This window comes from Qipengyuania atrilutea (assembly GCF_013370205.1).
GTDB lineage: Bacteria > Pseudomonadota > Alphaproteobacteria > Sphingomonadales > Sphingomonadaceae > Actirhodobacter > Actirhodobacter atriluteus.
Genome location: NZ_JABWGV010000004.1, coordinates 94,284 through 106,819 on the forward strand (window position 1 = coordinate 94,284; position 12,536 = coordinate 106,819).

Consider the following 12,536-nt stretch of genomic DNA (forward strand, 5'->3'; position numbering starts at 1 on the left):
TCTATTCTTTCCATCCTTCGTATCGAAAAACAACGCCTGCCATAAAAAGCGGCCCGCACCGCCGTTGTTTCCAAAGTCTAACAAAGAGCAGGACGCAAACCTCTTTTTTCCTTCAGGCGCCGATCTCAGCGGCCGGTACGATATGTTCGGCCAGCAGCCTCCGCAGTGCATCGACGTGGCCGGAACCCCGCTCCACATCGGTCGCGGACGTCATCACAACCGTCAGTTCCAGCTCCGGCACGATGTAAATCATCTGCCCGCCGTAACCCCACGCGTAGTAGAGCGGATGACCGCTTACCTCCGAAATGAACCAGCCGTAGCCGTATTGCTCGCCGCTCCACGGCGAAGTGGTCTGCGGCTGCCAGCTCCGCTCGATCCATTGCTCCGGCAGCACGCGCTCGCCGCCGAACGTGCCGCCCTGGCGGTAAAGCTCGCCGAACTTCGCCATGGCGCGCGGGCTCATCGCCATCTGGTTGCCGCCGAGGTAATACCCCTGCGGATCGCGCTCCCACTGCGGGATCGCGATATCGAGCGGATCTGCCAGCCATTGCTGTGCCAGCCGCCACGTCGACTCGCCGGACGCTTCGGTCAGCATCGCGGAAAGTAAGTGAGTGCTGCCGGTCGAATAGAGCATCGCGCCGCCGGGCTCTTCCACGAAAGGGCGCGAAAGGGCGTAGCGGACCCAGTTCGGGCTCGACACCCAGCGCCCGTAATTGCCGCCGGACGTGCGCTCTAGCCCGGCCTGCATCGACAGGAGATTGCCGACCGTCACCTCGCGCAGCCGGGGATCGGGATCGCGCGGTGCGTAGCGATCGAGTTCGCTGAGGACGGACTGGTCGACACCCTCCAGAATGCCGCGCTCGATAGCAATGCCGACCAGTGCCGAAATGACGGATTTGGAAGCGGACTTAATGTTTACCGTCCAGTCTAGGTCAGGCCCGCCGTTGAATCGCCGCGCGACAAGTTCCTCCCCGCCGCGCATCACGATCAGTGAGCGCAGGTTCGGAAGTTCTTCTGCACGCTCCAGCGCGCGTTCCAGTTGCGCTGGGTCGAGCCCGCTCGTCGCAGACGCCGTATCCCGCTTCTCGGCGGGCGCGGTTTGCGCGGTATTCCGCGCTTCCCCGCAGCCCGATGCGGCCAGTAGGATTGCGGCTAAAGCAACGTTAGCAATGCGCATCGATCGACCGGCGAAATGGCTGACTGTTCGCTTCAATCGACAAGAACGGTATCGACCGCGTGTACGACGCCGTTCTCGCCCTCGATGTCAGCCTCGACAATTCTGGCGCGGGTGCCGGACGGGCCGGTGACGAACATCTGACCGTTCTCGTTCGTGATGGTCAGCGTTTCGCCCGACAGCGTTTGGAGCTTTGTTTCGCCTTGCGGGATGTCGCTTGAAAGATAGGTTCGGGGAACAGCGTGCCGCCTTAGGAGATCGGCAAGCTGTTCGCGGTCTTGCCGGATCTGATCGAACCCCTCGACGGCTCCGAAAGCTTCGTCGATCGGCGCGAAAATGGTAACCTGTTCGGCGTTGGCGAGCGTTTCGCCAACCCCTGCGGAAACCGCCGCCTCGAGGAAGGTATCGACGTTCCCGTTGGCGCTTGCCACCTCGACGACATCGACGCTCGACGGGGTCATGTCGCCGTTTGCCTGTCCGGACTGTGCCTGGTTAACCGGTTCCTGCTGAATGTCGTCGGTTTCCGCCTGGGAGCACGCGGCAAGCGCGAGGGCAGCGAAAGGGGCGATAAGGTAACGGGTCATGACTTTGTCCTCGACTATGGCTTCGATAGCTTTCGGTATATGGAGATGGCCGCGCTTGCACTCACGGTTGTGGTAGTGCGGTTTCGTCTGGCGGAGCATTCAGGTCGAGCGAGTTCACCTCGTCCGTATGCACCTCGAACTTGGTCAGGCGCGCTTCTCCGAAGGCTGTCGTAATAGCGGTGTCGGTCGCATCGCGGCCCCTCGCCATCACTATCCGGGCAATGCGCGGCGTGTTGTGGCGCGCGTCGAAAGTGTACCAGCGCCCGCCGATATAGGCTTCGAACCATGCGGAAAAATCCATCGGCGCGTCGATCGGTTCGATGCCGATATCGCCGAGATAGCCGGTGCAGTACCGTGCCGGAATGTTGACCGCGCGGCATAGCGTGATCGCGAGGTGCGCGAAATCGCGGCACACGCCGAACCGCTCGTCGAATGCGCTCCTTGCGGTCCGCTCGCAGCTTGCCTTCTGGTAGTCGAATTCAAGCCGCTCGTGAGCGGCATCGACGATTGCCTGCACGCGGCTCCATCCGGTGTCGTGGCCGGCGATGATGTCCCAGCCCTCGTCGCCCAGCTTGCTGACTTCGCAGTAGCGCGAACTCATCAGGTAATGGAGAACCTCGTCTGGGAGATCCTGGACGCGGTGCTGCTGCGCCGAAGGTTCGACCGGATCGGGTTTGCCGCTGTCCTCGATGATGAAGTCGCTCGAAAGCGTGATGCCGCCTTTGGGTACGACGAAGCGGCTGCATATATTACCGTAAAAGTCGCGGTACTGGCTTACCTCGACGGAAGGTTCGGTGTTCAGGACTTCAGGGGTTCTCAGATCGGCCTGTCGGTCCGGGTGCACGTTAAGCAGCGCAAGGACCGGAACTTCCCGATCGGTCTCGAACGCTATCTCGAAGCCGGTTCTGATCAGCATGAAGCGCTATCCGTGAGATCGTGGGCAGTGCTGGCAATTAATGTCGGCATGGGTGGTCCGCGAGGATGAATGCTGCAAGAACGTAACGAATGAACGCTACAACCCTAATCAACAATTCAGACCCGCATCCGGTCCGAAAAGTCGGCAATTTTCTGAATGACGGCCTCTTCGTCTTCGTCGGGGACCACGCCGGAACGGCCATTCCGGCCCGGCTCGGCGACCTTGGTCTATCCGCACACGATCGGGGGCGTCACATCGCCGTCGACCTCGGAGTAGAGACGCTCGGACGCCATCTGGCCGATATATTTTCGGCTCCGTTCGTATGGCAGGCGTATTCGCGGCTCGTAGTCGATTGCAATCGCCATCCCGGAACCGAGGGTTGGGTTGCGCCCGTTAGCGACGGCTCCGCCATTCCGGGCAACGCCGACCTCGATCGAGATGCGCTGGCCCAGCGTAAGGAGGAAGTTTTCGACCCGTATCACGAAGCGATCGCCGATCTGCTCAATCAGCGCGCTGCGACCGGGCTGCAGACGGTCTTCATCTCCCTGCACAGCTTCACGCCGATCATGAACGGAAACGCGCGACCGTGGGAGATCGGCATCCTGCACGACGGAGCGCAGGACGCGTTTTCGCTTGATTTGCTTGAGCTACTCGGCCGCGGACCGTGGGTCGTCGGCGATAACGAACCCTATCACATGGACGATACCGACTTCACGGTGCCGCACCACGCCTTCGCGCGTGGGCTATCCTACGCGGAAATCGAGGTTCGCCAAGACGTTCTGGCGGAACAGCCCGAGAAGATTGCCGACACCTTGGCGCAGGCGTTCCGGGAAGCGGCAACGCGCGAAGGGTATTGCTAGCGTTCGTGCAAGCTTACGACCGCAGGCGCCAGCCGGTGCGGAAGATGAACGTGATGACGCCGACACAGATCGCTAGAAACGCCAGGGTAATGCCGAAGCTGATCCAGATGTTCACGTCGCTGCTGCCGTAGAACGTCCAGCGCAGACCGCTGACGAGATAGACGATCGGGTTGGCAAGCGCGATCGTGTCCCACGGCTTCGGCAGCATATCAATCGAATAGAATGTCCCGCCGAGGAACGTCAGCGGCGTCAAGAATAACAGCGGAATGATCCCGAGCTTCTCGAAGTTGTCGGCCCAGATGCCGAGGATGAAGCCGAACAGGCTGAATGCGGCGGCGACCAGCATGATATAGATCAGCGCCAGGAACGGATGCACGATCGTGTAGTCTACGAACAGCCGCGCGGTAACGAGAATGATCGCCGCGAGGATCAGGCTTTTGGTGATCGCCGCGCCGACGAAGCCGAGCAACGTTTCGGCGACGCCCACGGGCGCGCTGAGCAGTTCGTAGATCGTGCCGGTGAAGCGCGGCATGTAGATTCCGAAGCTCGAATTGCTGGTGGTTTCGCCGAGCAATGTCAGCATCAGCAGTCCGGGAATGATGAACGCGCCGTAATCCACGCCGCCGAGATCGGGCATCCGCCCGCCGATCGCTGCGCCGAAGACGATGAAATAGAGCGAGGTCGTCAGCACGGGCGCAAGCACCGACTGGAACGCGGTCCGCAAGAAACGCATCAGCTCGCGCGTATAGATAGACCATGTTGAGCGCCACGCGATCATTGCTCGCCCTCCCCCAGAAGCGACACGAAGATGTCTTCGAGGCTGCTCTCGCGGATTTCGATGCCGGTGTAGTCAATTCCAGCGGCATAAAGCGCTTTCGTAAGCTCGGCGACTTCCGCCTTGCCTTTCCCGGTTCCGTCCCCGCCGCGGTAGCAGAGCGATGTTCCGCCATCCTCAAGCTCGACCGAGAAGCGCGCGATCTCGGGCGGCAGCACCTGCAGCGGCGCAGCGAGCGCAATGTGTGCTTCGGTCCGGCCGAGCCGGGCCATCAGCGCCTCCTTCTCGTCCACCGCGATGATCCTGCCCTTACGGATCACACCGACGCGGTCGGCCATTTCCTCGGCTTCTTCGATGTAATGGGTGGTCAGAATGATGGTGACGCCGCGCGAGCGCATCTCGTCGATGATCGACCACATTCCCTTGCGCAGTTCGACATCGACGCCCGCGGTCGGCTCGTCGAGGAACAGAAGGTCGGGTTCGTGCGCCAGCGCCTTGGCGATCAGCACGCGCCGCTTCATCCCGCCCGATAACGCCATGATCCGCTCTTCGCGCTTGTCCCACAGGCTGAGTGAGCGCAGGATTTCCTCGATCCGGGCGGGGTCGGGCGCGAGGCCGAACAGACCGCGCGAATAGCTGACCGCGCGCATGACCGGGTCGAACATGTCGGTGCTGAGTTCCTGGGGCACAAGCCCGATGCGCTGCCGCGCCTTGCGCCAATCGGTCGCAAGGTCGTGACCGAAGACCCGGATCGAACCGGACGTCGGCGTGACCAGACCACATATCGCGCCGATCAGCGTCGTCTTTCCGGCTCCGTTAGGGCCGAGCAGCGCGAAGATCTCGCCTTTCCTGATGCGCAGATCCACGCCGTCGAGCGCCGTCAGCCCGCCGGGATAAACCTTGGTAAGCGCCGAAATATCGACAATGGGTGAGGCGGAAGCGTCCAAGGTTCGGATCCGGGTTCGAGATTGATCGGGCACGGCTGCGCTCCGATCCGTTGCAGGTTGTTCGCAGGTAAGCACGATTGGCGCAGGTGGCTAGACACGTGCCGCCGAACGCACGACTATTTTTGGCCGAGCAGCAACAGCGGGCTGATAAGGTTCACGCTGTCTTGCAAGGCAGACAGGTTACGCGGTCTCGTCAGGCGGTAAACCGGCACTTCGGCGATAACGGCAAGTACCATACGCGCCTGCGCTTCGTGTAGTCCGAGCGCTTCGAGCAATTGCGGCCGGTAATTCGTCGCAGCGATTGCAGCGACCGCCGCCTCCGCGCCCGAAAGCCGCTCGAAGCCGCAATCCTCGCCCCAGTCGAGCACGACTATTCCGGCCAGCGGCATGGGTGCGTCCGCCCGGTCGGGCTGGCCAATCTCACAATGATACTTGTCTGCGCGCCGTGCGTCCTGCGCCATTACGCTGCCTTTCAGTGCCAGTGTCTCCACCGCATCCGCCCACAATTTCATCCGGGCGGCCGAAGGATAGATCGCTGCCCGGTTCCCCGAGCACGGAACGACGACGCGGCTGAGATCGTCAGCGAGTAGCGTGAACCCCCGTGCCACCAGCGCCGCAGCTAGGGTCGATTTGCCCTGCTCCTGGGTGCCGCAAAACAGCAGCGCTTCCCCGCCGCTTTGCGGAGCGACTGCACTGCCGTGCCACATCGGATGCCCGCGTTGATAGCCGATTGCCGCCCGCGCCGTGCCGAGCGTGAACAGCGTCAGATCCCGCGGATCGGCATCCGCTGCCGGGAAAATCTCGATGCGCCGCCCTCCGCTCACTTTCCACGAGCCGGTTCCGTCGATGGTGAAGCGCAGGGTATCGCTGTCAATAACCCAGCCGTCGGACTGCGAGGGCTGATCCGCCCCATCCTTGCCCACCGATATGATCACGTCCGCAGCCGCAGCCTCGACCGCGCAGAAGTCCCAATCGGGCAGCGCGATTTCCGAAGCGAAGAGTAAGCCGGAATGCCGGTAGTAGTGCATAGACGGCTCCATAACCCCGCCGCTGGCAAAACGGAAAGCCCGGCGCAGCCCGCTTCGTGTTTGACGGCTTCGGCAACCCCGCTATCGCACCAAAGATGCACGAAACCTCGTCCCTGTCCGCGTTCGATATGGCATCGATGCTGGTCGTCGCCGCCGCGCTGCTCGGCTATCTCAACCATCACTTCATCAAGCTGCCGCACGTCATCGGCCTGACGGTCATGGGCGCGTTGGCCTCGATGCTGCTGATGGCGGCGAACGCCCTGCTCCCCGGCGTCACGCTCGACGACACGGTCGCGCGGCTGCTCGAGCAGATGGATTTCACCGAGACGCTGCTACAGGGAATGCTGAGCTTCCTACTGTTCGCAGGCGCCCTGCACGTCGATCTGGAGCGGCTGCGCGCGGACTGGCTGCCGGTTCTGCTGCTGTCCACCATCGGCGTCATTATCTCCACGGTCATCGTAGGCCTTGCAACCTGGGGCGTGGGAGCCCTCCTCGGCCTCGGCATCACACCGATCTGGTACTTCGTGTTCGGGGCGCTGATCTCGCCGACCGATCCGGTCTCGGTCCTCGGCGTGCTGAAGGAAGAGGCCGTGCCCGAATCGCTGCAAAGCGCAGTCGCGGGTGAGAGCCTGTTCAATGACGGCGTCGGCATCGTCGTTTTCACCATCCTGCTTGGCGCGGCCATCACCGGCGCAGAGTTCTCCGTGTCGGAAGGCGCGCGCCTGTTCGCAATCGAGGCGGGCGGCGGCGTACTGGTCGGCCTGGTGTTCGGGTGGCTCGGCTACCGGGCGCTCGCGAGCATGGACGAATACGGCCTTGAAGTGCTTATCACGCTTGCCATCGTTATGGGCGGCTACTCGCTATGTTCGAACCTGCATATCTCAGGCCCGCTGGCGATGGCGGTGGCAGGGCTGCTAATCGGCAACCACGGCGTGACTTACGCGATGAGCGACGTGACGCGCGATTACGTCATCAAGTTCTGGGAGCTTGTGGACGAACTTCTGAACTCGATCCTGTTCCTCCTCATCGGCCTCGAACTCATCGCGCTCGTACCGGGCGTTCCGCATCTGGCGCTTGGCGTTGCCGCGATCGCGATCACGCTGGCGGCGCGCGGGGTTGCAGTGATCGGCATGACCAAGATCGTGCCGGCTGCACGGCTCGACACCAAGGGCGCGGGGCGGGTCCTGTGGTGGGGCGGGCTGCGCGGGGGCATTTCCATCGCTCTCGCGCTCTCACTTCCGACAGGCGATACGCGGGAACTGCTGCTGGCTGCGACCTTTGCAGCGGTTCTGTTCTCCGTCCTTGTCCAGCGCGCAACGCTCGGCAAGCTCATCACGAGCCTCAAGGAACAGCACGCCGAGGGGATCGAGCGCCGCAGTACGGCAAACGGGATAGCTCCGCCGCCCTGATAGCCTCCGCCCGGACAGCGGCGCAGCGCGATTGCGTTCACCGCCGTTACGGCTTACAGGACGCCTAAGGTTCCGCCCCGGTCACAGCACGCCTTCAGGGCCTGCCACACCGGGGCGCCGTTATTTTCGAGCGAAGGATTTCTCATGTCGCGTCGCCGCCAGATTTACGAAGGCAAGGCCAAGATTCTCTACGAAGGACCCGAGCCGGGCACGATCATCCAGTATTTCAAGGACGATGCCACGGCCTTCAACGCGCAGAAGAAGGGCACGATCAACGGCAAGGGCGTGATCAACAATCGCGTCAGCGAGTATATCTTCACGCGCCTGTCGCACATCGGCATCCCGACGCATTTCATCCGCCGCCTCAATATGCGCGAACAGCTCGTCCGTCAGGTCGAAATCGTCCCGATCGAAGTCGTCGTCCGCAATGTCGCAGCGGGTTCGATCTGCCAGCGCCTCGGCCTGACAGAGGGCGATCCGCTGCCGCATACGCTGCTCGAATATTGTCTCAAGGACGACGACCTCGGCGATCCGCTGGTCTCCGAAGAACACATCGCCTGCTTCGGTTGGGCTGCGCACGAGGAAATGCAGGACATCGCCAGCATGGCGATCCGCGTGAACGACTTCCTGTGCGGGATGTTCGCCGCGATCGACATCCGTCTGGTCGACTTCAAGCTCGAGTTCGGCCGCCTCTATGAAGGCGATTTCAGCCGGATCATCCTTGCAGACGAAATCAGCCCCGACGGCTGCCGCCTGTGGGACATGCAGACCGGCGAAAAGCTCGATAAGGACCGCTTCCGCCGCGATCTCGGCGGCGAGGAAGAGGCGTATAACGAAGTCGCGCGACGCCTCGGCATCCTGCAGAATGACGACAATGCGCCGGGCGAAGTGCTCGACATGTCGACCCATCGCAACAAGCTGCGCGGCTCCAAACCGATCAAGAAGTAAGCTGCTGCGCTAAAGGCAGTAGGTTACGGCAAAGCCGCTCGGCGTTATCGAGCCCGGCAGCGTTTCGAGGTTGTCCCCGTCGATCTGCACTGGGGCCGGACCGCCCGTAATCTTGGCGCGGCGGACCGTGCGTATCTCCGCCAGTCCCAGCTTGCCGATTGGCAGGCGCATTACCGCCGCGCTGCTCAGCGCCAGCGTTCCAAGCCGGGTAGAGCGCCGCAGGGTGATTAGCTCCACGCTATCCCGCGCCAGACCGGCCTCCGCCGATAGCCGGAAGGGCCCGGCATAAAGCGCGCCGTGCGAGATGATGAACGCCTCCGCCTCGCAGGCGAAGGGCGTTCCGGCCGCCAGTTCGCCCTCGATCGCAATGTCCTGCCGCGGCCAGTTCACGAAGTTCTTCATCAGCGCGGCGATGTAGGCATAACGGCCGATCCGTGCCTTCAGCGCCGCCGACACGCCTGCAACCGCGTGGCTATCGGGACCGACGCTGCCGCACGAAACAATCGGCGTATCGTTGAAGCGGTACACCGGCGAAACGAGCCAGTTTTCTCGCCCCTTCTCCCAGCCCGCCAGAACCATCGCGGCAAGCTTCGAAGGCTGCGCGGAATAGCCGAGTTCGCGCGCCACGAGATTGATCGTTCCGGAAGGCGCTATGCACAGCGGCACTTCGGCGACGCGCGGCCCGAGTGCGTTCACCGTATCGCGCAGCGCTCCGTCGCCGCCATGCACGCAGATGAGTTCGGCGCCTGTAGAGAACACGATCCCGTCGCGGCTCGTCGGAACCGCCGTGACGTTTGCTCCGCCCCGCTCGAAAGCCTCGGCGAGGCGCTCCATCCGTTCCTGCCGAAAACCGCCCGACACGGGATTGTACACGAGATCGAGCTTCATTCGGTTGGCCTAGCACCCGGATCGCAGGGAATACCAGAACCGGCCTACGGTTATGGGCGGTTAAGGGAGATGCAGTATGAAGCTTAGCATGGCTTCCCGCATTTCCCGCGCTGCACTTTGCGCAGTCCTTGCCCTCTCCGCCACCGCTGTTCCGCCCGCCACAGCGCAGGAGATAGCCGTATCCGATACCCAAACGCCCGATGGTTGGGATGCGAGCGACTGGGATCTCGGCGACAGCGGGTTTCAGCCCGAGGAAGGCTGGCGCTTCGGCAAGCTTGCGAACGGCATGCGCTACATCATTCGGCCCAACGACCGGCCCGAGCAGACGGCGATTATCAGGCTCCATATCGCAGCCGGCTCGCTCGATGAGCGCGACGACGAACGCGGGTTCGCGCATTTCGTGGAGCATATGGCGTTCAACGGTTCGACCAATGTGCCGGAAGGGGAAATGGTGAAATTGCTCGAGCGTGAAGGGCTTGCCTTCGGCGCCGATACCAATGCCTCCACCGGCTTCGACGAGACGATCTACAAGCTCGACTTGCCGCGCGCCGAACCGGAACTGCTGGATACCGCGCTGATGATGATGCGCGAGACGGTCGGCGAGCTAACCTTCGATGCGGAGGCGGTCGCCCGTGAGCGCGGGGTCATTCTGTCGGAGCGGCGGGTGCGCAACACCTATTCGCTTAAGAATGTGATCGATTCCTTCGAGTTTCTCTATCCGCATGGCCGCGTGTCCGAGCGGCTTCCCATCGGGACGTTGGAATCGCTCGAAGGCGCGACTGCCGAAGGACTGCGCGCGTTCTGGGAGCGCGAATATCTGCCGGAAGATACCGTGCTCGTCCTTTCGGGCGACTTTCCCGCCGCCGCGGCCGAACAGGCGATACGAGAGCATTTTGCTGACTGGCAGCGCGTCGGAGTAGCGGGAGAGATCGAGGCCGGCACGGTCGATCCGGCGCTTGCGGGCCAGACCGATATCTACCTCGACCCTGCCCTCTCCGAGACGGTCACGCTCGCACGGCACGCGCCCTACATCGACCGCCCCGATACGCTTGCGGAGCGGCAACGCAGCCTCCTTACCTCGATCGGCTCGCGGATCATCGCGCGCCGTATTCAGCGCCTGTCGCGCAGCGAAGACCCGCCCTTTCGCGGGGTGAGCATCGGCGCGAGCGACTATTTCGAGGATGGCCGCACGATGCAGCTTTCCGTCGCGACCGAGGACGGAGGCTGGCAGCGCGGCCTCGAAGCCGCGATTGCCGAATACCGAACCGCGCTCGAATACGGGTTCAGCGAAGCCGAACTGGCCGAGCAGGTCGCCAACATCCGCACCGCGCTCGAGAACGCGGCCGCGAACTCACAAACGCGCACGAACGCGCAATTCGTCGGGCAGGCTGCGAAGATTATCAAAGGTAACGGCGTCCCCACCGGTCCTGCCGAAAGCCTCGCGCGCTTCGAGGAGTTCGCGCCGCAGATCACGCCGGACGCCGTGCTGACGGCGCTTAAAGACGAGTACATCGACCTCGGCGATCCGCTCATCCGGTTTACTGGGAAGACCGCGCCCGCGGGCGGCGAAGCTGCGCTGCGTGAGGTAGCGGAGGCAGCGTTCGCTGCGCGCGTAGAGCCGCCTTCCGAGATCGAAACATCCGAATTCGCTTACACCGATTTCGGCGAAGCGGGCGAAGTCGTGTCCGACACCCGCACCGAGCCGTATGGCATCCGCACCGTGCGATTCGCCAACGGCGTGATGCTCAACATCAAGCCGACCGAACTGGAGGCCGACCGGGTGCGCGTCACGATGAACCTCGACGGTGGCGCTCTGCTCAAGACCCCCGACGAACCGCTCAATGTCGAACTCGTCGGGCTGCTTTCGGCAGGCGGACTCGGCGAGCACAGCCGCGACGAATTGCAGACGATCCTGTCCGGGCGCTCGGTCGGTGCGGGCTTCTCGGCGGACGGCGAGACCTTCGTCGCCAGCGCGGTAACGACGCCGCGAGACTTCGAACTGCAACTGCAACTCATGGCGGCCTATCTCACCGATCCGGGCTACCGGGATGAAGGCTTAGGCCCGTGGCGGCAGAGCTTGGCCGATTTCTTCGCAAGGCTCGGGAAGACGCCAGCCTCCGCCTATTCGGAAGCCGTAGGGCCTATCCTCTCGGACCGCGATCCGCGCTTCTCGCGCCAGCCCATGGAGGCATACCAGGCGCTCGATTACTCCGATCTCCGCACGGTACTCGACGACCGGCTTGCGACAGGTGCGATCGAGATCGGCATTGTCGGCGACATCGACGAGGCGGAAGCGATTGACCTCGTCGCCCAGACTTTCGGAGCCTTGCCGAGTCGCGAAGCAGCATTCCAGGAACGAACCGACGCCCGGCAGCGCAGCTTCACTGACGAACGGCGCACCTATGTCGTTCCGCATGATGGGGAGCAGGACCAGGCCTTGATGCGCCTGGTCTGGCCAACCGACGATGACAGCGACTGGGACCGCTCGTCCGGGATGACGCTTCTCGCGAGCGTCGTCAGGTTGAAGCTTCTGGAAAAGCTGCGCGAAGAGCTCGGGCAGGCCTATTCCGCCTCTGCGACCAGTGCGATGTCGGATACCTACGATGGCTACGGGACCTTTTCCGTTGGCGCGCAGGTCGATGCCGGGCAGCTGGATGCAGTGCGCGAGGCGATCGGCGAGGTGCTGACGGAACTGCGGAGCACGCCGGTAGATGCCGATACGCTGCAACGAGCCCGGCAGCCGATCCTCGAATCGCTGGCGAACCGGCTGAAGACTAATGCCGGGTGGATTACGCTTGCCGACCGGGCGCAAAGCGAAGCGGACTATCTTCAGCGTCTATCCGCTGCCGAAGACCGCTATCGCGCAATGACGACGGATGACTTGCTGAACCTTGCGCAGCAGTATCTTGAGCCGGCTGAAGCGGTCGAAATCAGGGTCGTACCGCGCGAGCAAGCCGGGCAGGCGCAGTAGCTGCCGTAGCAATGCATGCGGCTTAGTCCCTTGTGC

At 63.0% G+C, this 12,536-nt stretch carries 11 protein-coding genes; 4 read left to right on the top strand and 7 right to left on the bottom strand.

Going from position 1 to position 12,536, the window contains the following annotated elements; translation table 11 throughout:
* Nucleotides 1-112: 112 nt before the first annotated feature.
* The 3 genes from HUV48_RS11580 to HUV48_RS11590 all read right to left on the bottom strand — a co-directional run bounded on the left by HUV48_RS11580 (nt 113) and on the right by HUV48_RS11590 (nt 2,674).
* Entirely contained in the window at nt 113-1,177 is a 1,065-nt protein-coding gene (locus tag HUV48_RS11580) for a serine hydrolase domain-containing protein (RefSeq protein WP_176267953.1), read from the bottom strand.
* Nucleotides 1,178-1,209: 32 nt separating this feature from the next.
* Nucleotides 1,210-1,758, bottom strand: a complete 549-nt coding sequence (locus tag HUV48_RS11585; RefSeq protein WP_176267954.1) for a fasciclin domain-containing protein — start codon at nt 1,756-1,758, stop codon at nt 1,210-1,212.
* Between the two features lie 61 nt (nt 1,759-1,819).
* On the bottom strand, nt 1,820-2,674 hold the full coding sequence (locus tag HUV48_RS11590; RefSeq protein WP_176267955.1) for a transglutaminase-like domain-containing protein: 855 nt from the start codon (nt 2,672-2,674) through the stop codon (nt 1,820-1,822).
* 89 nt (nt 2,675-2,763) lie between these two features.
* Here HUV48_RS11590 and HUV48_RS11595 point away from each other — a divergent pair, with 89 nt between their 5' ends.
* On the top strand, nt 2,764-3,534 hold the full coding sequence (locus HUV48_RS11595; protein WP_176267956.1) for an N-formylglutamate amidohydrolase: 771 nt from the start codon (nt 2,764-2,766) through the stop codon (nt 3,532-3,534).
* 13 nt (nt 3,535-3,547) lie between these two features.
* Here the strand turns inward: HUV48_RS11595 and HUV48_RS11600 are convergent, their stop codons facing one another.
* The 3 genes from HUV48_RS11600 to HUV48_RS11610 form a co-directional block, all read right to left on the bottom strand.
* On the bottom strand, nt 3,548-4,312 hold the full coding sequence (locus HUV48_RS11600) for an ABC transporter permease (RefSeq protein WP_176267957.1): 765 nt from the start codon (nt 4,310-4,312) through the stop codon (nt 3,548-3,550).
* Nucleotides 4,309-5,256 (bottom strand): ABC transporter ATP-binding protein, encoded by a 948-nt coding sequence (locus tag HUV48_RS11605; protein WP_176267958.1) that lies wholly within the window; start codon nt 5,254-5,256, stop codon nt 4,309-4,311. The genes HUV48_RS11600 and HUV48_RS11605 overlap by 4 nt, the downstream gene beginning before the upstream one ends.
* Nucleotides 5,257-5,372: 116 nt before the next feature.
* On the bottom strand, nt 5,373-6,296 hold the full coding sequence (locus HUV48_RS11610; protein WP_176267959.1) for a phosphoenolpyruvate carboxykinase (ATP): 924 nt from the start codon (nt 6,294-6,296) through the stop codon (nt 5,373-5,375).
* 44 nt (nt 6,297-6,340) lie between these two features.
* Here HUV48_RS11610 and HUV48_RS11615 point away from each other — a divergent pair, with 44 nt between their 5' ends.
* A complete protein-coding gene (locus HUV48_RS11615) occupies nt 6,341-7,693 on the top strand; it encodes a cation:proton antiporter (protein WP_318656094.1) in 1,353 nt (450 codons plus the stop codon).
* 144 nt (nt 7,694-7,837) lie between these two features.
* Complete coding sequence (purC, locus tag HUV48_RS11620) at nt 7,838-8,641, top strand: phosphoribosylaminoimidazolesuccinocarboxamide synthase (RefSeq protein ID WP_176267961.1); 804 nt, start codon at nt 7,838-7,840, stop codon at nt 8,639-8,641.
* Nucleotides 8,642-8,650: 9 nt separating this feature from the next.
* Here purC and HUV48_RS11625 read toward each other — a convergent pair whose 3' ends face one another.
* Nucleotides 8,651-9,529 (bottom strand): diacylglycerol/lipid kinase family protein, encoded by an 879-nt coding sequence (locus tag HUV48_RS11625; protein ID WP_176267962.1) that lies wholly within the window; start codon nt 9,527-9,529, stop codon nt 8,651-8,653.
* A gap of 76 nt (nt 9,530-9,605) precedes the next feature.
* Here HUV48_RS11625 and HUV48_RS11630 point away from each other — a divergent pair, with 76 nt between their 5' ends.
* Complete coding sequence (locus HUV48_RS11630) at nt 9,606-12,500, top strand: M16 family metallopeptidase (protein WP_225871666.1); 2,895 nt, start codon at nt 9,606-9,608, stop codon at nt 12,498-12,500.
* The last annotated feature ends 36 nt before the right edge of the window (nt 12,501-12,536 follow it).

What these genes read in the sequence shown, in the direction of transcription:
- purC (WP_176267961.1), top strand. Translation starts at nt 7,838, where the DNA reads ATGTCGCGTCGCCGCCAGATTTACGAAGGCAAGGCCAAGATTCTCTAC.
- HUV48_RS11590 (WP_176267955.1), bottom strand. Translation starts at nt 2,674, where the DNA reads ATGCTGATCAGAACCGGCTTCGAGATAGCGTTCGAGACCGATCGGGAA.
- HUV48_RS11580 (WP_176267953.1), bottom strand. Translation starts at nt 1,177, where the DNA reads ATGCGCATTGCTAACGTTGCTTTAGCCGCAATCCTACTGGCCGCATCG.
- HUV48_RS11595 (WP_176267956.1), top strand. Translation starts at nt 2,764, where the DNA reads ATGAACGCTACAACCCTAATCAACAATTCAGACCCGCATCCGGTCCGA.
- HUV48_RS11610 (WP_176267959.1), bottom strand. Translation starts at nt 6,296, where the DNA reads ATGGAGCCGTCTATGCACTACTACCGGCATTCCGGCTTACTCTTCGCT.
- HUV48_RS11630 (WP_225871666.1), top strand. Translation starts at nt 9,606, where the DNA reads ATGAAGCTTAGCATGGCTTCCCGCATTTCCCGCGCTGCACTTTGCGCA.
- HUV48_RS11625 (WP_176267962.1), bottom strand. Translation starts at nt 9,529, where the DNA reads ATGAAGCTCGATCTCGTGTACAATCCCGTGTCGGGCGGTTTTCGGCAG.
- HUV48_RS11600 (WP_176267957.1), bottom strand. Translation starts at nt 4,312, where the DNA reads ATGATCGCGTGGCGCTCAACATGGTCTATCTATACGCGCGAGCTGATG.
- HUV48_RS11585 (WP_176267954.1), bottom strand. Translation starts at nt 1,758, where the DNA reads ATGACCCGTTACCTTATCGCCCCTTTCGCTGCCCTCGCGCTTGCCGCG.